Source organism: Leptospira sarikeiensis (assembly GCF_004769615.1).
GTDB classification, from domain to species: Bacteria; Spirochaetota; Leptospiria; order Leptospirales; family Leptospiraceae; genus Leptospira_B; species Leptospira_B sarikeiensis.
The window spans coordinates 63,803-84,268 of record NZ_RQGF01000030.1 but is presented as its reverse complement, the minus strand read 5'-3'; the positions used below and the strand labels follow the sequence as shown (position 1 = coordinate 84,268).

Annotated in this window: 15 protein-coding genes and 1 tRNA gene; 7 read left to right on the top strand and 9 right to left on the bottom strand. The window is 40.6% G+C overall.

Features of this window, described 5'->3' with window-relative positions; all coding sequences use genetic code 11:
- Positions 1–3: 3 nt before the first annotated feature.
- Positions 4–690, bottom strand: a complete 687-nt coding sequence (locus EHQ64_RS15380) for a hypothetical protein (RefSeq protein ID WP_135650689.1) — start codon at positions 688–690, stop codon at positions 4–6.
- Positions 691–745: 55 nt separating this feature from the next.
- Positions 746–818 (bottom strand) — tRNA-Ala (locus EHQ64_RS15375).
- 60 nt (positions 819–878) lie between these two features.
- Here EHQ64_RS15375 and EHQ64_RS15370 point away from each other — a divergent pair.
- From EHQ64_RS15370 to EHQ64_RS15340, 7 genes are all read left to right on the top strand, one after another.
- A complete protein-coding gene (locus tag EHQ64_RS15370) occupies positions 879–1,184 on the top strand; it encodes a hypothetical protein (RefSeq protein WP_135650688.1) in 306 nt (101 codons plus the stop codon).
- A 37-nt stretch (positions 1,185–1,221) separates the two neighbouring features.
- On the top strand, positions 1,222–3,963 hold the full coding sequence (locus EHQ64_RS15365; RefSeq protein WP_425460439.1) for a SpoIIE family protein phosphatase: 2,742 nt from the start codon (positions 1,222–1,224) through the stop codon (positions 3,961–3,963).
- Positions 3,964–3,978: 15 nt separating this feature from the next.
- On the top strand, positions 3,979–4,308 hold the full coding sequence (locus tag EHQ64_RS15360; protein ID WP_135650686.1) for an STAS domain-containing protein: 330 nt from the start codon (positions 3,979–3,981) through the stop codon (positions 4,306–4,308).
- A gap of 215 nt (positions 4,309–4,523) precedes the next feature.
- Positions 4,524–6,176, top strand: a complete 1,653-nt coding sequence (locus EHQ64_RS15355) for an acyl-CoA carboxylase subunit beta (protein WP_135650685.1) — start codon at positions 4,524–4,526, stop codon at positions 6,174–6,176.
- Positions 6,177–6,182: 6 nt separating this feature from the next.
- A complete protein-coding gene (locus EHQ64_RS15350; protein WP_135650684.1) occupies positions 6,183–8,924 on the top strand; it encodes an ATP-binding protein in 2,742 nt (913 codons plus the stop codon).
- Between the two features lie 194 nt (positions 8,925–9,118).
- Positions 9,119–10,633 (top strand): choice-of-anchor D domain-containing protein, encoded by a 1,515-nt coding sequence (locus EHQ64_RS15345; RefSeq protein WP_135650683.1) that lies wholly within the window; start codon positions 9,119–9,121, stop codon positions 10,631–10,633.
- A 12-nt stretch (positions 10,634–10,645) separates the two neighbouring features.
- Positions 10,646–12,592: a S8 family serine peptidase gene (locus EHQ64_RS15340; protein WP_135650682.1), complete on the top strand. Its 1,947-nt coding sequence runs from the start codon at positions 10,646–10,648 to the stop codon at positions 12,590–12,592.
- A 10-nt stretch (positions 12,593–12,602) separates the two neighbouring features.
- On the opposite strand, the gene EHQ64_RS15335 is transcribed toward EHQ64_RS15340, so the two are convergent.
- Genes EHQ64_RS15335 through EHQ64_RS15305 form a run of 7 tightly spaced genes read right to left on the bottom strand, consistent with a single transcriptional unit; the run spans position 12,603 to position 20,465 of the window.
- Entirely contained in the window at positions 12,603–13,637 is a 1,035-nt protein-coding gene (locus EHQ64_RS15335) for a protein-glutamate methylesterase/protein-glutamine glutaminase (RefSeq protein WP_135650681.1), read from the bottom strand.
- Positions 13,638–13,643: 6 nt separating this feature from the next.
- A complete protein-coding gene (locus tag EHQ64_RS15330) occupies positions 13,644–14,135 on the bottom strand; it encodes a chemotaxis protein CheD (RefSeq protein WP_135650680.1) in 492 nt (163 codons plus the stop codon).
- Between the two features lies 1 nt (position 14,136).
- Entirely contained in the window at positions 14,137–14,646 is a 510-nt protein-coding gene (locus EHQ64_RS15325; RefSeq protein ID WP_135650679.1) for a chemotaxis protein CheW, read from the bottom strand.
- Between the two features lie 10 nt (positions 14,647–14,656).
- On the bottom strand, positions 14,657–17,533 hold the full coding sequence (locus EHQ64_RS15320) for a methyl-accepting chemotaxis protein (protein WP_135650678.1): 2,877 nt from the start codon (positions 17,531–17,533) through the stop codon (positions 14,657–14,659).
- A 48-nt stretch (positions 17,534–17,581) separates the two neighbouring features.
- The gene (locus tag EHQ64_RS15315) at positions 17,582–19,696 is read right to left on the bottom strand and encodes a chemotaxis protein CheA (protein ID WP_135650677.1); all 2,115 of its coding nucleotides are present in this window, start codon (positions 19,694–19,696) and stop codon (positions 17,582–17,584) included.
- Positions 19,696–20,079: an STAS domain-containing protein gene (locus EHQ64_RS15310; protein ID WP_135650676.1), complete on the bottom strand. Its 384-nt coding sequence runs from the start codon at positions 20,077–20,079 to the stop codon at positions 19,696–19,698. The genes EHQ64_RS15315 and EHQ64_RS15310 overlap by 1 nt, the downstream gene beginning before the upstream one ends.
- A gap of 23 nt (positions 20,080–20,102) precedes the next feature.
- A complete protein-coding gene (locus EHQ64_RS15305) occupies positions 20,103–20,465 on the bottom strand; it encodes a response regulator (protein ID WP_135650675.1) in 363 nt (120 codons plus the stop codon).
- Between the last annotated feature and the right edge of the window lies 1 nt (position 20,466).

Sequence of the window (20,466 nt, the reverse complement as noted above, 5' to 3'; positions counted from 1 at the left end):
TTTTCAGAACCTAGTCCTAGAGCTATCCTTTGTCGGTTTTTGCCCACCAGATTTTAAGAATGGCTCTAAGATTTTAGACAGCATTCCAGCGGTCGGTTCTGAGTATCCTGGATTTTGGGTTTCCCATCTAAAAACGGAAACTGAAGGGGACAAATTTTGTAAAATTTCAACCTGAGAATGTAAAGGTCCGACGGTTCTGGGTAATAAGATCCCGATCGGGCAATTCGCTTTTGTGGAATAAAGACTTTCTTTCTCCAAACCGGTCCAGATCTTTTCCAGTCCGAAAGGATCCAGTAAAAACTTAGGGATCTGGGTCAAATTCCGTAAGAACCAATCCGTTTTCTCCAAAATGGAAACCTGATAACCTGAAACAGGAGAAGGATTCGGAAAAATGAAAAACGCAGAAAGGATCTTATCATTTGAGCCCGAAATTAAAGGCCAGATGATCCTTGCGGAAAAACCTTCCACGATCAGGATCTGCTTCTTCTTTCTTTTTTCTAAAAATTCTAGAACGTCCGTATTAGAAAAACCGGAAAACTTCTCCGGAGCCTCAGCGACGGTTAAATAATAATCAGATGAAAGTTCCGGATAGAAAGATCTATCAAAAGAACGTAAGGGGTCCCGAAGCCAAAGCACTTCGTCTTTTTTGGGATTTCCCCGGCTGGTAAAAGTCCAATGATTCTCTCGCATTAGTCTTGACAGTGATTCCGAAAAGAAACTATCTATTAGGTTCGGCAGGGAGGGCTGGAGACGAGGGGAATCGAACCCCCGACCTTTTGAATGCCATTCAAACGCTCTCCCAACTGAGCTACGTCCCCTTCGATTCCAAACTGGTGTCCTTGGGCATGCTGTCAATATATATTATTAGGAGCAATCGGATGAGCGATTCCGTCGAGGAACTACAGAAAAAAATAAAAATTCAAAACGATATCATCAAAGGTTATGAAAAAGTTTTGAGATTGAATGAGCAAGAATTGGAAAACGCGGACGAGATAATTCGTATGTATGAAACGATCATCCAATATTCCGGAAGAGAATTAAAAGATGTTAAAGAAGCATTCGATGCAACTTCAGTCGTAACTAACTTATCTAGAGACGAATTGATTTCAGCAATGAATCGTATTAAAGAACTCGAACTAGCGAATAAAAAATTAAGGGAAGAATCCCTTAAATTCCAATCCTAATTTTCCGGCCTTGACTCAAGTTAAAAAAAAGGAGACATTGCTTAGAAGTCGAAACGACGGCTCCTTCTTTTTAGAGGAGGGACTCGGAGTCTCTTCTATTTTTGAGAGTTTTCTAAGAGAAGCAATCGCTCTTACTCATGCAGACTTAGGAGGAATATTTTCCACAACAGAGTCCGCTCAGATCAGACAAATTTCCGGAAGGAACGAAAAAGAGCTGATAGAGGCTGCACATTGGGCATTCTCAGAAGCAGGAAAGGATCTTCTATTAGAAAAAGGTAAAACTCCTCCTTGGACTAAACAAAAAAGCGATTATCCTCTTCTGATCTGTAGGCTTAAAGTGGATGATTTGGACGCAAGCCTTAAGGCAAATCGCGCAAGTTACGCGGTTTTAGTGCTCCAAGGTAAAACCACTGCAGATAGATTTTCCAAAACTGATTTCGAATTACTTAGAACAACCTGTAAAACAGTAGGAAGATTATTAAAAGAATCTCATATATCAGGAGATGCTTCCTTAGTCACCTTATCCTTACTCGCGACCACTCAGCTTGTTCTAGAAGCCGCTCAGGCAAAAAGGCAATCCGAAAGATTCGATTTTCTTCTTACAGAGGTCATTCGTGTTTCCGGTCTTATTAACTCTTCCTTAGATCTTTCTCAATTATTGGAAGCGATCATGCTTTCCTCCAAAACTGTGTTTAGAACGGAAGCATGTAGTGTTCTTCTTCTGGATGAATCCAAGGAATATCTGTATTTTCATACCGTATTGGGCGAAAAAAGCGAAGCCGTTACCAAAATGCAGGTTCCGGTAGGAAAAGGTGTAGCAGGTTTAGTCGTTCGAGAAAGAAAACCGATGATCATCAACGACGCCCAAAATGATGATCGTGTGTATAAGGAAGTGGATAAGGCTTCCCAGTTTACGACTCGAAACATTATGGCAGCACCTCTTGTTGCAAACGATGAAGTCATCGGTGTAATCGAAGCAATTAATACGGTTGATAGGGAAACTTTTACGGGGGAAGATCTGGAACTTTTCTTGAGTTTTTCCGGAACTTCTGCACTCGCGATCCAAAAGACAGGGCTTCTTCAAAACTTAGAGAATGCAAACAAGGATCTTCGCAAAAAAGTCTCTGAACTAGAGTCCTTATTCGAATTGTCCCAAGCAGTTAGTTTATCTACGAATCGACTCGGGCTTGTGCGTAAGTCTATCCGACTTATCATCAGAGAATTGGATGCTACTGTTGCCGGTATTTTCTTATACAGTCTCTCTAAAGACGATCATATCAACTGTGCATTTTATGATGGAAAAAAAGAGAAGATAGATCGAGTTCTCGAATCTGAGATCCAGGGAACTCAAATTCTTTCTAGTATCCGAGAAGGTCTTCCCGTTTTAAAAAGAGATATTTTAGACCAACCTTTTCCTTTCGAGATGGATAGAAGATTTTTAAAAGGTTCTTATATTATAGTTCCATTATTCTTATCCAGCGGAGAACCGTACGGTGCCTTGACTGTTGCAGATAGAAAGGATAAATTATCTTATCAAGACTCCGATTTTAGGCTTTTACAAACAATGGCTTCTCAGTTTACGAAAGGATTCGAGGCCTTTCGTTTAAGAACCGAGATGTTGGAGAAAAAAGCGATCCAACAGGAAATGGACATTACTCGGAAGATCCAACAGAATATTCTTCCTTCCGAGAAAGTATTCCATTCTAATTTTGACTTGGGAATTTTATCAGTTCCTGCAAAAGATGTTTCCGGGGATTTTTACGATTACTATCAATACAGCGATGGACAATATTCATTTTTGATCGCGGATGTTTCCGGGAAAAGTTTGCCTGCCGCACTTTTTATGGCGATGAGCTCTTCTATCATTCGGACTTTGGCAAGAAATCATGACTTAAGTCCTGAGCAGATCCTAAAACAAGGAAATGAACTCATCTTCGAAGATTCTCATTTTGGAATGTTCGTAACTGCATTCTTTATCCATTATAATCCTTCCTTGTTTACGATTGAATACGCATCCGCAGGTCATAACGATCAGGTTTGGATCAAAGAAGACGGATCCTATGAATTATTAAAAGGCCAGGGACCTCCTTTAGGAGTTATTCCGACTGCGAAATACAAGGGTGGAAATTTCAGGGTAAAACCTGGAGATATTTTCGTTCTTTATACTGACGGTGCGGTAGAAGAAAAAGATGCCCAAGGAAATGAATTCGGTCTAGAAAGAATGATCGAAGAGATCAGATCCAGAAGGCATTTACCGGCTCAGAAAATTGTCGAAGAATTGTACGAGACGATCCGCAAATTTTCTTACGGAAAAGAAGCTTTTGACGATTTTACGGTCCTTTTACTTAAATACAATGACGCATTTCAGTTTTTTAGGACTTTTGATGCGAGCACGTCTCAAATCCCGATTTACCGCGAATTTATTTACGATGCAATTAAAGTAAGAAATCTTCCTGATTTCCTGAGAGATGATATACTGCTAGCCTGCGACGAGGCAGCTACGAATATTGTGATGCATGGGTATAAAGACACCTTACTCCGAAATCCGAAATTCGATTGTAAAATTCGGTTCACCGAAGATTCTATCACGATCGTGCTAACAGATTCCGGAAAAGGATTCGACAGAGCGCATGTAAAAGACCCGTCCATCGAGGAAAATCTGACCGGAAAAAGAAAAGGCGGATTTGGTGTGTATTTGATCGAGACACTGATGGACGTGGTGGACTATAAAATGGAAGAGGGAAGAAACATTCTCACTCTCCAAAAATATTTCCGCTAAAACCATGGGGGAAGAATGGAACTGACGGTTGAAATAAAAGGGAATTCTAGAGTGATTCATCTTATCGGGAATATGGACGTGCATAATACCCATAAGGTAGAACAGGCGTTCATGGACCATATTCGCAAAGCAACCGAGGCGAATATCGTACTAGATATGTCCAACGTGGAATTCGTTTCTTCAGCCGGTTTAAGAGTCATTGTAGGATCCTTGAGAGTTTGCAAAGAAAGAGAGATCCAACTCAAACTTGCAGCTTTAAGACCTGCAGTGAGAAAGGTTTTTGAGATTATAGACATGGATTCTTTGTTTAGGATCTACGATACTGTGGACTCTAGCCTCCAATAAGCTCCGATACCGAACCGCCGTTTTTTAAAATCTGTAAATTCGGCGGATTAAATTTCTTGTACCGCTTAAATCCCCCTTATCTATTTTTTACGCTTTCCTCCCTGGCCTTTCTCTAAAAACTGTGTACCGGCGGTCTAGATCCGTTTTTCGATTCTACACTTTCTAATCTGAATCGGACGATCCCCCATAATTTCCATTCGCGGACAATTACTACTATGTCGGAACAAACGTACTCGATAGAAAATCCGTTTCAAAATTCGAACCCTTCGGACTCCCAACCTGTTTCCAGTATTTACGATGATGCCAATGCAATGGGCAAAGAACTCTTGGAAAAACCTCTGCAAGGAGGAGGAACGGATCGAATCCTAGTACAACATTCCAAAGGTAGAATGACCGTTTGGGAAAGGATCAAAGTACTTACCAATTCTGAACCGAATATTCTCTACCAAAACTGGGGCAAAAATTTAGACGGCGCCTCGCTTATTACCGGAATTTTAAATGTAAACGGAAGGGATGTCGCGATCTACGGACATGACTTCACACTTCGCGCCGGATCCATGGACGCGACCAACGGAAATAAACTCGCAAGACTCATCTATATGGCTGGCGAACATGGAATTCCTCTCATCGGGATGAACGATTCTGCGGGAGCTTACGTTCCTGCAGGAGTGGGCGGACTAGACGGTTATTCCGAAGCGTTTACCGCTCTCAGAAAGATCAGCGGTGTTGTTCCAAGTTTAATGCTCATGTTCGGATTTAACGCAGGTGGTGGAGCTTATCTTCCAAGACAAGGTTCCTTCATGATCCAACCGGAGAACACTTTCTTCGGATTAACAGGACCGGGAGTTGTTAAGTCGGTACTTGGAGAAGATATCAGCGCGGATGATCTAGGTGGACCGAAAGTTCATGGACAAAGCGGGGTAGTGGATCTAGTAACGAACGACGAGCTCGGAGCTCTTAGAACTGCACTCAGACTTCTTTCTTATCTACCTGATAATAGTTCCAGTGCTGCGCCTTTCCATCCTACTTCGGATCCTACTGACAGATTCATTTACGAAGAAGAGATCCTTTTCAAAAAGACGTTCAATTCTCCTACAGGGATGAATACTCCGTTCGATATCACATTATATATTCAGAATATTTGTGACCATGGACAATACTTCGAGATCCAACCTCAAAGATCCAGGAACCTAGTGACCGCTTTCGGTAGATTAGGTGGACATGTTGTAGGGTTTGTTGCGAATAACTCCGCGGTTTCTTCTGGACAGATCGATATCGGTGCCGCAAGAAAAGGAACCAGATTTATCCGTTTCTGTAATGTTTATAATATTCCTCTCATCTTCTTGGAAGATACTACAGGATTCTTACCTGGAAAAGAGCAGGAACAAAACGGGATCGTTCTCGAAGGTAGAAAACTTTTGGATGCGATCATCGATATCAGAACTCCAAGATTGACCCTCATCATCCGAAACGCATTCGGTGGGGCTTACGCAAGTTTTAACTCCTATCATACAGGAGCGGATATGGTATTCGCACTTCCTACTGCAAGGATCGCCGTTATGGGTCCTGCAGGGAAAGACTACGTCTATAAAGACGAGATCACTGCGATCCAAAAAGAATATAAGGAAAGTCTGAAGAATGGTGCATCCGAAAAAGATGCAGCCGCGACCCGCGACAAAAAACTTCAGCTGCTTTCTCAGAAATACGAAAAAGAACTCATGAACCCGAAAGAAGCCCTTTCTTTAGGTTCCGTTTCCAGGATCGTATTGCCAGGAACCACAAGAAATATCCTCTTCAAAAATTTAGACTATCTAATCCGACACTACAAACCTGGACCAATGTCCGGACCTCAAAGGGAATTCGAGTAAACAAAGATGATCGACTATCAAAATCGACGTATTACATTTCGCGAATCTACTTCTCCTTGGATTCATTCATTTTCTTTAGAGACGATCAAATGTTTGATCGTTTGCCGCGGACCTGTCCGAAAAGAGGCAATGGAAATTTTCGACCAGATCGGGATCAGGGAGTATGGAATTCTTCTCTCCGAAAAAGATTCAGTCGTTTATCCGATGGCTCTTGCTCCGGAACTAAGGGACTTTAGATTTCCTTCTAATATTCACAGAGTCCCGGATTATATGGGAGCCGGTGCAGAAGAGAAAGCTGCCCGTATCAAACAAATCATCCAAATCGCAAAAGATAACGATTATACTCATATCTTTGCCGGTTACGGATTTATGGCAGAAGATGCAGAATTCATCGAAGCTATCGAACAAAGTGGAATTACTTTCATGGGACCTTCTTCCCATGTCGCCCACCAAGCAGGATCTAAAGACGAGGCGAAAAAACTCGCTCGTAAGCTGAATGTTTCAGTAACTCCGGGTGTGGACACGATCTCCGCAACTTGTTTATTGAAAAAAGCTCCGGATGAAAAGGCGCTCACTTCACTCGCAAAGGAAAAGTCTTTAAACTTCAAATACGACTCATCCTTGTCAGCTGCAGAAAACGCTGAAGCCCTTCTGTATGCGGGTTATGAAAAGATCGTAGAATTAGTTACGATCCCTGAATTACAGGCTCAGGCCGAGATTGAAACTGCAGAAATTTGGAAGAAATATCCAAGCAATCGTATCCGTTTCAAATATGTTGGCGGTGGCGGTGGAAAAGGCCAAAGGGTAGTTTCCAAACCGGAAGAAGTTAAAACCGCAGTTCAGGAAATATTATCAGAATCTAAAGTAACCGCACCAGGTTCGAACAGGAACTTCCTAATCGAGTTGAACATCGAAAAAACCCGTCATAATGAGATCCAGTTGATCGGGAACGGGGAATGGTGTCTTGCTCTTGGCGGAAGGGATTGTTCCGTGCAGATGCACGAACAAAAACTTTTGGAAATTTCCTTAACCCAGGAACTTCTTCAGAACGAGATCGCAGTCTTAGAAAAATCTTCTCCTAAAAAAGCGGAGATCATGAAGGCGGATCTGAAAGTTCTCCAAGAAATGGAAGAACAGTCCGAAAGATTTGGGAAAGCTGTCGCTTTAAATAGTGTTTCCACTTTCGAGTTGATCGTAGAAGGGACCAATCACTTCTTCATGGAAATGAATACCAGGATCCAGGTAGAGCATAGAGTCACCGAAATGGTATATTCTCTCAAGTTCATCAATCCTGAGAATAAATCCGAATTCTTTATCGTGGATAGTTTGATCGAAGCGATGGCATTAATCGCTCTTCATGGAAAAAGACTCCCTAAACCTGAACGTATCGTTAGAAATATTTCGGGCGCCGAAGTTCGTATCAATGCTACAAATAAGGCGATCCAACCTCACGCAGGTGGTGTGATCTTAAATTGGTCCAAACCTCTTGCTGAAGAGATCCGAGACGATCAAGGGATTTCCGTTCGTAATCCAGATACAGGTTTATTCGTACATTATAAAGTAGCTGGGGCTTACGATTCCAATATCGCACTTCTAATCACTTACGGAACAAGTAGAGAAGATAATCTTCGTAAACTCGGAAATATTCTTAGAAAGACCGAGTTAAGAGGACAGGATCTTCAAACAAATCTACTCGTTCATTACGGATTAATCCACTGGATCCTAGGTAAGGATCCTCTTTTCAAACCTTCTACTGCGTTTATGATCTCATACTTAGCTGCAGTCGGAGCTCTCGAAAGTTTAGGAAAAGACGTGGATCTGGAAGTCGCTTGGAATAAACTCCTGGCTTCTGCTCCTGCGGATGGTAAGAAAGTTCTTTCTCGCAAATTAACTTTGATTACAAGACCGGTTGCTGAGCTCTTAACAGATGCCCATCTTTTAGCCGGATTTTTGGGATATCATGAGAATGTTTCCTGGAAGATTGAAAAAGACCAAACAGTTTGGCTAAAGAATCCGATCCATATTCTCTCTGACCTATATTATTACCTGCATATGGAAGGAGAACTTCATCAATCTCCGTCCGAGCAGATCTGGGATCATGACCAACAAGTATTACAATCTGCATTAAGTTTTTATAAAGAATTAGAAACTTTAACAGGCAAAAAAGCGGATTCCGCAGACTGGGATTCTGTTCTTTCCGGAAAAGCTCCTGCTGGAGTGGATTCTGCTCTTTGGGCTAAGGCGACAGCTTCTCATAAAGGATTCCAGATCGGATTAGAACTTCTGAAACTCATTCCGAATTTAGGGAATAAATCCGGTTTCTATAAACTTGGAATTGATGAAAATTTAGAGCCTGTTATTCCGGAAGAATTTAAGAAAGCGGATACAAGAGACGCATTCATTAAGTTTTTGGCGCCTGCCCCTAAAGCAAGTTCTGACGAGATCGTTTCTCCTATGGGAGGGATGTTCTATTCTAAAGAGGCTCCAGATCTTCCTCCAATGGTACAAGAAGGGGAACATTTCAAAGCTGGACAACCTTTGTTTATCGTAGAAGTAATGAAGATGTTCAATAAGATCACTGCTCCATTCTCCGGAACCATCAAAGATGTGGTATTGAAGGATAGCGACGGAAAGATCATCCAAAAAGGACAAACAATCTTTAAGATCGTACCGGATGAAGTCGTTAAGATCGAAACTCCGGAAGAGATCCAGGATAGAAAGAATAAGGTAACTCTTTCTTTACTTTAGTAGAAACAATCTCTCGTTTCTGATCCTTAAGGAACGGGAGATTTTCTGTCCAAATCTGTTGTTCAATTCGTATAAAATTTTAGAAGAATATAGAAGGTTTTATTCATTTGTCTTTTTGAAGTTTAAATTTTAATGGAGAAAATTGCTATAGTTTGAATAATTTTTGATGAAAAATAGCTAACGTCAATATCCGAATGGGCCCTAAAATCCAACTATTTCTAATCTACTTCTTGTTTTTGTCCTTAAATTGTAATGGGGACAGCCAATCTCCCTTTTACTTTTTCACTCCTTTCGAACCTGCTTCTGTCAATGGGATCGTTCTAAGAGAATCCGGAAGAGAATATCCTTCAGGATCTACATTCGTACTTGGAAATGTAACTAGTAATACCGAGGGCGAATCAATTCTATTCAAGATAGTTAACCAGGGTAATTCTGTCGTAGGTATTGGGAATGGTACGATTACTGGAAGTAATGCGAGTGAATTTGTTTTAGTCGGTCCAAATTTGACAACTGTATTAGAACCCGGAGATTACAAGGAATTTGAAATTAAGTTTTCTCCAAATAATACAACAGGAGTCAAAACTGCAATTCTAAACATTAGTTCTGACGATCCGATCGTGGGCAATTATTCTATAAAACTTAGCGGAACAAGCGTTGCGGCAGCCGCTCCTAGAATAGAGGTGAAAATTTCATCTACCTCTCTTTCAGATAATTCTTCCGGATCTCAACAAAATTTTTCTACTCGAGAGAATACTACAAGTACTTCGAAAACAGTTACGATCAAGAATACCGGGAATTTGAGTTTATATTTAAATAATCCCATTGATGTTCAAGGTTCTGATAATGTATATTTCGCAGTCGCACAACCTTTCAAGACAACTCTGGCTCCGAAACAATCTACGACTTTTACAGTTAATTTCAGTCCGAATAACACTATAACAAAAAACGCTAAATTACAGATCTATAGCAACGATCCGAATATTCCGATCTTTAGGATCCTTTTGGCGGGAACCGGGACTCCGACTCCAGTTCCGAAAATTGAAATTACCTATACAAATAATTCTTCAATGACTGAAAATGTGACCATACCTGGTTCTCATTCTTTTAGTTTTGGTAGCATATTTCCGAATTCATCCTCCACAAGTAAAACATTTACTATCAAGAATGTAGGAGATACAGGAACTACATTAAATATTAGTAACGCATCGATTTCCGATAACACTAATTTTACTGTGTCTTCCATTAGTTCAGTGAACCTGACCAAAACTAATGCAACAGATCCTGCAGCTACATTTACGGTAATCTTTAACCCGAACACTATTGGTAATAAAGCGACGGTATTGACGATTACTAGCGCTAATGGATCATCCGGAAATTCTTCCAATCACACAATTGATCTTTCCGGCGTTGGGGGGAAGAGGGATATACTTCTTAGTTGGACTAGCTCTAAAGAAAAGGGAGTCCATCAAACCGGAGGTGGATATAGTTTATGTTATAAGAAAGGATCCTCCTTCAATTCAAGCACAGATACAGGAGTCAGTTGTATAAATATCCCTTACGTTTCCGGTCCATTTGCTCCAAACTCGGCCATTGCGACCATGGATTCTTCAGGCATATTTTATTTTCGGATCAAAGCTTACTCCGTAATAAATTCCACGGCAAACTTTTCGGCAGCGTTTACTGTTACGGTAACTTCTGCAGGACCTTAATATATAAAATATATGAATCGTAAACTAAGAACCATTTCCTTCATTCTTACGAGTATCCTTGTAATTTTTGCTTTTAAAGTTTCGTTCGGTGACGACTTTCAAATAGTAAATAGGAAGAATAAGTCGTATTTTGAATCCACCAGCACTTCTAACATAAACGTTTCTTCAGATGGCAAAATAGTTGAAGGAGAAATAATCGTAAAATTTAAACCAAATATCGATCATAATAGTCGCCTTTACGGTGTGAATAGTTTGGGGGGATCTCAAAAAACAACATTAGCAGATCCAAACCATATTTTGGTAAAATTACAAGATGGAGAATCTGTTTATTCTGCGATCGAGAGGTATAAAAACCTTCCTGGGGTAGAGATTGCACAGCCAAACTATGTATATAGAATGAATTCAATTCCTCCTAACGATCCGAGTTACAGTCAACAATGGGCTGCTAAAAATACCGGGCAAACAATTGTAAAATTGATCGATAGTCTCTACTCTATCAATAATCCTCCGTCCGGCCAAGGATATGATTTAGGCTTGGAAGATGCGTGGAATTTAAACTCAGATTGTAATTCCACAGTAATTGCGGTCATCGATAGCGGGATCAATTACGATCACGAAGAACTCGGTAATACTTTTTGGGAAAGCCCCAGCTGTGTAGGGAATTACTGGGTCGGAACTAAATATTGTAAATACGGTTTCGATTTTGTAGATATAGACGATTCTCCTATGGATTATACAGGACATGGAACTCATGTTGCAGGTATAATTGCAGCCCAAGGAGATAACGGAAAGGGAATCGCAGGAGTTTGCAGAACAGCAAGGATCATGTCGGTTCGAGTTTTGGACCAGTATGGGAACGGGACTAGCGCAACAGTTAGTCTTGGAGTAACATTCGCCATCAATAACGGAGCAAAGATAATAAATATGTCCTTAGATGGACCTACAAACGATCCCTCCGTGTCGACTGCAATCACTAACGCAGGTATAAACGATGATGTGTTATTTATTGTCTCAGCGGGGAGCCAGGGTGCAGATTTAAGCTCTACGAATAGATATCCTTGCGAATATTCTAGTCCAAATATAATTTGTGTAGGATCTGCGGATCAAAAAGGATCTCTTGCAACTTTTTCTAACTATGATACATCTGCTTCTCTCTCAAATCGAAGTATAGATATTCTAGCTCCCGGAGCGAATATATTAAGTTCCTATAATAAAATATTAACCGGTTATATTACGATCGATCCAAGCACCGGCTGGACTTACTCTGGAAATTCTTCCAATGATTGGGGATATATACCGGATACTGCTACTTGTTATAGCGAAATGTTTTATTCGAATGGCCCCGGTTTCGGGTTTCCAGGCGGTTGTGGTTCGTATGCACTCCCAAATACGAATTCCTATGTTTATAGCACTTTCGATTTATCCGAATATAATGAAGCTCTGCTAAAAACAAGAGTAAAGTTTGAAGTAGCGGACGCTGGGGATTATCTAGAATTTTTAGCGGATCCAAACGGAGGAGATCCGATCCAAAACGGAGTTAGTATAAAACGACCATTTCAACAGCCTGCTAATACTTTCGAAAATTATATCGGAGATCTTACGTTTTGTACAACCTCTACATGTTCAGTCGGCATTAAAATGGTTACAGACTCGGACGGCACAGTTCCCGCAAGAACGATTGTCAAATCACTTAGTATCAATTGGGCAAAGTCCAATAATTCGTATTATAATGTTATGAGTGGAACCTCCATGTCTGCTGCGTTCGTCACCGGAACGGCAGCTTTACTAAAGAATTACCAGCCTTCATTTAATTATTCCGATATTTTTTATGCTATCGTAAATTCGGGAGATAGTACTTCTGCTGCGGCAATAAGCACTAAATTTGGCACTTCATTGAACACTTATAAAGCTTTAATATACCTAAAACCTCCTACGATAACTTCCGGAGTTTTACAATAGTTATAGTTTTTTATTGTGAAAGGATCTCGGAAGGGACCTCATGTAGGGATAAAATTTTCTCTGCAGCTCCTCTTTCAATCGCTTCCTTAGGCATTCCGAATACTACAGAACTCGCTTCGTCTTGAGCAATTGTTCGTCCTCCAGCTTTCCTGATCTCTAAAAGCCCCGCAGCCCCATCAGCTCCCATACCCGTAAGTAAAAAAGCCTTTGCATTTCTACCTGCATATTTCGCTACCGAATGAAACAAAACATCCACCGAAGGCCTATGGCGATTTACTAATGGACCATCATTTATACGGACTATGAATTGAGCGCCACTTCCGGTTACTTCCATATGTTTGTTTCCGGGGGCAATAAGAGCCACACCTTCCTGAACTCTATCTCCATCTTTTGCTTCTTTCACTTGGATTTTGCAGATTTTATCCAGACGATTTGCGAATGCCTCGGTGAATTTTTCAGGCATATGTTGAACGATTACTATACCTGGACTGTTAGCCGGAAGAGAAGTAAGAATTTCCTCTAAAGCGATGGTTCCTCCAGTTGAAGTACCGATCGCTACGATCTTATCTGTGGTTGAAATTTTTGTAAAATCAAGACCGTTCGTCTTTGGAGCCGAAACTTTTGCTGGGATCTGATGTTTCAATTTAGAAATAGATGCAGAACGAACAGCTTCTCCTAGATACACTGACGAATCCTCCAAAAAGTCTTTTAATCCTATTTTAGGTTTTGTTATGATCCCTACGGCTCCTTCTCTAAGCGCAACCCATGCGGTTTCGGAAGATTCTTCTGCAAGAGAGGAACAGATTAGAACAGGGGTAGGGTGAGTGTGCATGATCTTTTTTAAAAAGCTGATCCCATCCATTCGAGGCATTTCTATATCCAATACGATTACGTCCGGCCATCTTTCTCCTTTGCCCAACTTTTCCAAAGCAAAGACAGGATCTGGAGAGGAGCCGATCACTTTAATATCGGAATTCATTTCTAATACTTGTTTTAATACGGATCGGACTACGGCAGAGTCGTCGATAATATATACGTATATCATGTTATTTTAATTTTTAGGGTTTTCCATATACACTTCTCCATCCCAGAGAGAGAAGTAGATTTTTCTATGGGATTTTCCGCCTGTATTGGATGCAGTTAGATCTATATTCGCTTTTTTGACTAGTTTTAATACGGATTCGACGTTCTTTTCTCCTATCTCGACGATCCTTTTGACCTCGTCCAGTTTATCTTCTTCCGGAGAGAACATAGACGCACCTCCAAAAATTTTGCATACGAACCGTCCCGGTCTTTCTCCCAATTGATTGAACTTTTTTAGAAAGGCCTCTAACGCGTCATCCGCGTATTTAGGATGAGGATCCAATACATGAGATGGTCTATTCGGAAGCATAATATGTGCCATGCCACCCGTTTTAGTATAAGGATGCCAAAAACAAAGAGCGACACAGGAACCTAGTAAGGTCCTGATCCTTGTACCATTCTCTCCCCAGTAATAACCACCCGGCTGGAGAAAAATATCTTTAACGATATCAGGCTCCATTTTATCCAGCAGATACTACGTTAGTCGCTTCTTCTTTTGTTTCCTCTAGTGCGCTTAGCTCTTCAACCGTAAGAAGTCTTAAAAGATTTAAAAGCAGGATAAAGCCGCTTGCTTGCCTTGCCATCCCAGCAAGAAAATCTACACGGATCCTAGAACCGAACGTAGGAGGAGGTTCTATTTCGGAAGAAGGTATACTTAATACTTCATAAACCGACTCTACGATCAAACCGATATCCATCCTTGCTCCGTTCACAGATTCCGGGACTTCTACGATCACGATACATGTCCTTTTATCCGGGGAATGTTTCTTTCTGAAAAATTTATCGCTTACATCCAAGACGGGGACCACATTTCCTCGAAGGTTGATAACCCCAGGAATAAAAGAGGGCATCATCGGAACTGTGGTCACATGAGTATACTCCAGGATCTCTTTTACATTCAAAAGCCCTATGCCGAAGGTTTCCTCACCGATCTTAAAAGTTAAATACTGATTGTCTTCGAAATTGCTCACAAGTAACACCTCAGTATTTTTCGAATTTAGGTTTGTCCGGAATATTCACCGTTCTTACAGAAGCGAGAGATTTTGCTCCATTCCCGTTTTCTCTTCCTTGAGAATCCCTACTTAGTCGGAAGAACAGAACGGATTCTCTTAAGGATTCTGCCTGGCTATTCATTTCCTCTGCGATCGCAGCCAATTCTTCGGAAGCTGAAGCATTTTGTTGGGACACCTGATCCAATTGTCCCATTGCCTTGTTAATCTCGATCACACCGGATGCCTGTTCTTCACTGGAAGCAGTAATCTCTTGTACCAAATCTGCAGTTTTTCTAATATTCGGAACGATCTCTCCGATTAATTTACCTGCTTTTTCAGCGATCGCTACGGATGAAACGGCAAGACTTGAGATCTCATTCGCAGACTTTTGGCTTCTTTCCGCGAGTTTTCTTACTTCGGAAGCGACAACGGCAAATCCTCGCCCATGTTCTCCTGCTCTTGCGGCTTCTATTGCTGCGTTCAAAGCGAGTAGGTTCGTTTGATATGCAATGTCTTCGATAATGGAAATTTTTTCCGCAATCTGTTTCATAGCACTTACAGTTTCAGTTACGGATTTACCACCTTCTTCCGCATCTTTAGAAGACTGGCTTGCGATCTGTTCGGTTTGCTTGGAATTCGTAGCATTTTGATCGATAGAAGCGGTCATTTCTTCCAAAGAAGAAGTAGTCTCTTCTACGGATGCTGCTTGTTCGGATGCTCCTTGGCTAAGTGAATTTGCCGTGGAAGAAACCTCTCCCGCAGAACCTACAAGGCTTCCTGACTTCATCACGATATCACTCATGATCTCGTTCAATTTATCCACAGTAGTATTACCGAACTCTTTCAATTTTCCAAAGGTACCGAAATACTCGTTCTCGATCTTGGAAGTCAAATCTCCATTTGCGAGTCTTTCCAAAGCATCAACAACTTCGTTCAATCCGACTTCACTTACTTGTAATAAGGAATTGAGTCCTTCTCCTAATGTTTTGAAGAAACCTTCCTTTCCTTCCAGTTTTACCCTGGTTTTAAAATCTCCTTTTGCAGCGGATCCTACGATCTCTTCGATCTCTTTTTGAACGAATAACTCATTCGTGATATCGGACCATTCCACGACCGCTCCTAATCTTTCACCTTCGCTACTTAAGATTGGGTTAGCGATCAGGTTGAAGGTCCTTCCGCTGATTACAATGGAGGATTCGTATGTACTCGTCATATTCCCCACAAGGTTCCTCTGGTGAGCAGGGTTTTTGTGGAAGGTATCTATATTCGTCCCTAATAGTTTTTGAAGATTGAAAGTGGTTAATTGTTTTCTAATATCTCCTTCGCTGTTTTGGAACATCTTGTATACCGCTTTGTTCATGTACTTGATGTTGAAATCGTTGTCCGCGATCATCACGTTCGTAGATGCATTATCCAGCGCGACTTTGATTCGAGTTAATTCGTCGTTTTCAAGTTTCCTTGCTTCTGCAACTTTTTTCTGCTCGGTAACGTCTGACCATTCTACCACCGCTCCAAGTCTATCTCCGTTCTCGGTAAGAATAGGATTTGCGATTAAATCAAAAGTCCTTCCTCCTATCTCAATACTAGACTTAAACGTATTTGTGAAAGAGGCGAGAAGTCCTCTTTGGTGAGCTGGATTCTTATGATAGGAATCTATATTGGAACCTATCAATTTGCTTAGATGGAAATTCGTAAGTTGTTTACGAATATCCGACTCTCCGATCTCAAACATTTTTACGATCGCTTTATTCATATATTTTACGTTCAGATGTGTATCCGCGATCATAATGTTCGTGCTCGTATTGTCCAAGGCGACTTTGATACGAGTGAGTTCCTCGTTCTCAAGTCGTCGGACCTCCAACATTTTTCTTTGTTCTGTAACATCCGACCATTCCACCACTGTTCCCAATCTATCTCCAGAATCGGTAAGGATAGGATTTGCGATCAAATCAAAGGCGCGTCCACCGATCTCAATTGTAGAACGGAATGTTTGGTTTAGATCTTTTAGGAGACCTCTTTGGTGAGCAGGATTCTTATGGAAATTATCGATATTCGATCCCATAAGAGTTTCTAAACGGAATTGTCCTAATTGTTTTTTGATATCATCTTCTGCATTTCCGAACATCTTACGGATTGCCTTGTTCATATATGTGACTTTAAGATTTCCATCCGCCATCATAATATTGGTGGTCACATTATCTAAAGCAGTTCTGATCCGAATGAATTCCTCGGAATCTGTTTTAACTGCAGAGATTACACCTGCACCAGAGAAAGGTTTTAAATAAAATACTAATCCTGGCAAAAATAGAGTTCCGAATAGGGCAAATAGGAAATGATAATAAACGGAAGTATCTTTTTGAACGGGAGTAGATGCAGAACTGGAAACTTTTCCAAGTTCATACTTCAATTTTTCTAATTTCGGAATAGAAGTTTCAGAAACCTGATCTAAGAAATTTTCTCTTGTATCCTTTGCTTGGATCCCTAAAATCCCCTTTGCTGCAAGAAGACTTTCCTGGATAGAATCTAGATCTTTTTGAAATTGTTTAAGATCCTCAGCGCCACCTCCAGGATCTGAGAGTGAAACTATATCCGTTTTTAGAGTCTCCTTAAGTTCCTTTAAATTCTCTATCTTAGAAAATAAAGAATCCTTAGTTTGGTTCGGAAGAAATAGGGAATAAATTCCGGATTCATATTGTAAAATCCCTGAATTTATACTTTCTACAGATGCTGATCCCTTTGAGGAGGATCCATTCGCAAAAAATCCATGGTCATAAAAATAACTCCATCCTGCGGAGCCGAATGTGAGAAAAATTCCCAATAACAAAGACCATACAAGTACACTTAATTTTAATTTGCCCTGTCCCATACGATTTACCTATTTTCCTAATTCATTATTTCATAAAATTCGCAAGGATTACCTCGCGGCTGTTCTATCTCTTAAATTCGTTCTTTGCATTTTTAATAAGGAGTGTAGTCCTGGTACATCCAGAATGAACGCAATATTCCCTGTTCCTAAAACCGAGGTTCCGCTAATACATTGGATCCCTTTGAAAATTTCGTTCAATGGTTTGATCACAGATTGGATCTCTCCTAAGAGTTCATGGACGAGGACCCCAAAGTTCCTACCGTCATGCTCGAGCACTAAGATGTTTTGCCTTCCTTCATCAGGATCCGGAAGACCCAAGAACCTGCCTAAATGAAGGATTGGTAAAACTTCTCCTCTAAGATTGATGGAACCTGAGATCTCTTCCGGTAGAAGTTGGAGTTCCGACTCCATAGTTTCTCGTACCCAATCCATAGGTACTACGAAGTAAGAGTCGCAGGCTCTGACCAAAAAGCCGTCTATGATCGCGAGAGTGAGAGGGAGTCGAATCGAGAAAACGGATCCTTTACCAAATTCGGACTGAACATTTACGGATCCTCTTAGAGATTCTATATTTCGAAGCACAACATCCATCCCAACTCCTCGTCCAGAAAGGCTAGTAACGGACTCGGCAGTAGAGAATCCCGGTTGAAAGATTAAATTGAAAATTTCCTGCTCATTTAGAGTCTGAGCTGCATCTATAATTCCTTTCTCGATCGCTTTTTGTCTGATCTTCTCATGGTTGATTCCTTTTCCATCATCCGAGATCTCTATTGAAATACTTCCTGTGGAATGAGAAGCTTGGATCTTTAATTTACCTTTTTGAGCTTTTCCTGCGTTTACTCTATCTTGGCTCGGTTCTATCCCATGATCTAAAGCGTTTCTTAAAATATGAACGATCGGATCATTGATCTTTTCTATCACAGATCTATCTAATTCGGTTTCTCCACCTAAAATCTCAAAATCGACTTCCTTGCCGAGTTCCATGGAAATATCTCTGACCGTTCTTCTATACTTTTCAAAAAGTTCTCCAATAGGCACCATACGAAGTGCCATTGCGGTTTCTCTAATTTCTCCTACAAGTCTAGCAAGTAACTCAGCCGATTCGTTTAGTTCAGAATCTTCCTTTTGAGCGAGTAGGCGACCTAAACTCGCTTCCGAAATGATCAATTCACCCACTAGATTTACTAGTTGGTCTACCTTAGCAGAATCGATACGGATCAGCTTAGGAGCGATTTGAGAAGTTTGAGTTTTTGAATCTGGTTCTGATTTTTTAGAAACGGATTCTGTCTTCGCAATTTCAGACGTAGAAGATAGAGAAGGGGATCCTAAATTCAAACCTTGGATTTCCAAAGCTTTAAAATATTCTAATTCTCCACAAGGGATCTCTTTAGAGATCTTATAAAAACTTTCTTCGGAAGAACCTGGAGGAAGTACGCTTAAAAAAGAAGAGTCCTTTACAAAAGAAAAAACAGATTCAATTTCTCTATGATTTGAATTCGATCTTAATTGTATTTCGTATCCTAAATAACAGTTTTCAGAATCCCAATCTTTCCAGTCGGGAAGTTTTGTCTTATATACATAAAGATTTTGGATCTCTCCCAAACTTCTTAAGTATTTAAGAAAGGAATATGGATCCATCCCATCTTTAAAAATATGATCGCTTGGAAAAAAGCTAATTTGCCAATCCGAGTTTACATTTCCAGTTTTGGAGGAAGAAATTTTTTGTTCTTCCTGATTTTTAGAAGCCTGTTTGTTTTTATTCTTTTCAGAAGCATTTCCGGTGAATTCTTTCGCTTCTTGGATAATTTTGGTTTGTTCGGATTGTAATTCAGGTTCTAAGTCCTTGCTAGGGATAGGATCCGATACGATCTTTTTTAGGTGGTCGATTGCTCTTAATAAGAAGTCAATTTTACGAGGATCTAATTCCGTTTTTCCGGATCTGGCTAGGTCGAGTAATGTTTCAAGTTCATGAGAACATTCTTCGATCGCCTCGTATCCGAACATTCCGGCAGTTCCTTTAACCGTATGCACATAGCGGAACATGGAATGGATCGCTTCTTCATCAAATTCACCTTTTTCTAATTGAAGAAGGTGTAGCTCCGCTCCGGATAATAATTCCAGGGATTCCTGGATAAACGCCTCCTTAATTTCGGAAAGATCCATTAGACCCTCTCCAATCCGTATAAGAATTTCAAAACACCGGAATCTTTTTTAGAGATCCGGATCCGATCATGGAAAAAACCTACAAGCCCATATAAATCATAAAATTCTAATAAACAATTCGGATGATTTAGTATCGCAAGGTCCCAGGACTTTGAAAATGATTCCCGTTTCAAGATGATCAAGGACTGAACAAAACTGGAATCTACTTTCTCCAATGCAGAAACGTCTATTTCAATCCGGACCGGATTTTTCTCCATAAGAGATCCTAACTTCTCCTTCCAATCGGAGGCTGAATAAATGGATGCCTCTCCTATCAAATCCAAATGAAAGATAGGGCGGGAGTTTTTCTGACCCAATTCCGATATTTTAATTTCCAATGACATAGAAGGTTTCCGTTTATAAAAACTTAAACTAATAATACCTGGATCGTCTTTAAGAGTTCTTCAGGAGAGAATGGTTTGGTCAACCAGGCCTTTGCTCCCGCTTTTAAACCCTCGTTTTTCAAATCGTCTTGAGATTCGGTGGTTAGCATGATGATCGGGACGAACTTATGATTTGAATCTTCCTTGATCGCTTTCACGAACGAAATACCGTTCATGTTCGGCATATTCATATCGCTAACTACTAGATCCACTTTCCCTTCTTTTAATTTTTCTAAACCCTGTAATCCATCCTCCGCCTCGACTACAGAAAATGAAGCTTGAGAAAGATGAAGGGTTAGGATTTTTCTGAATACGGCTGAATCATCTACGATAAGTATTTTTTTCATA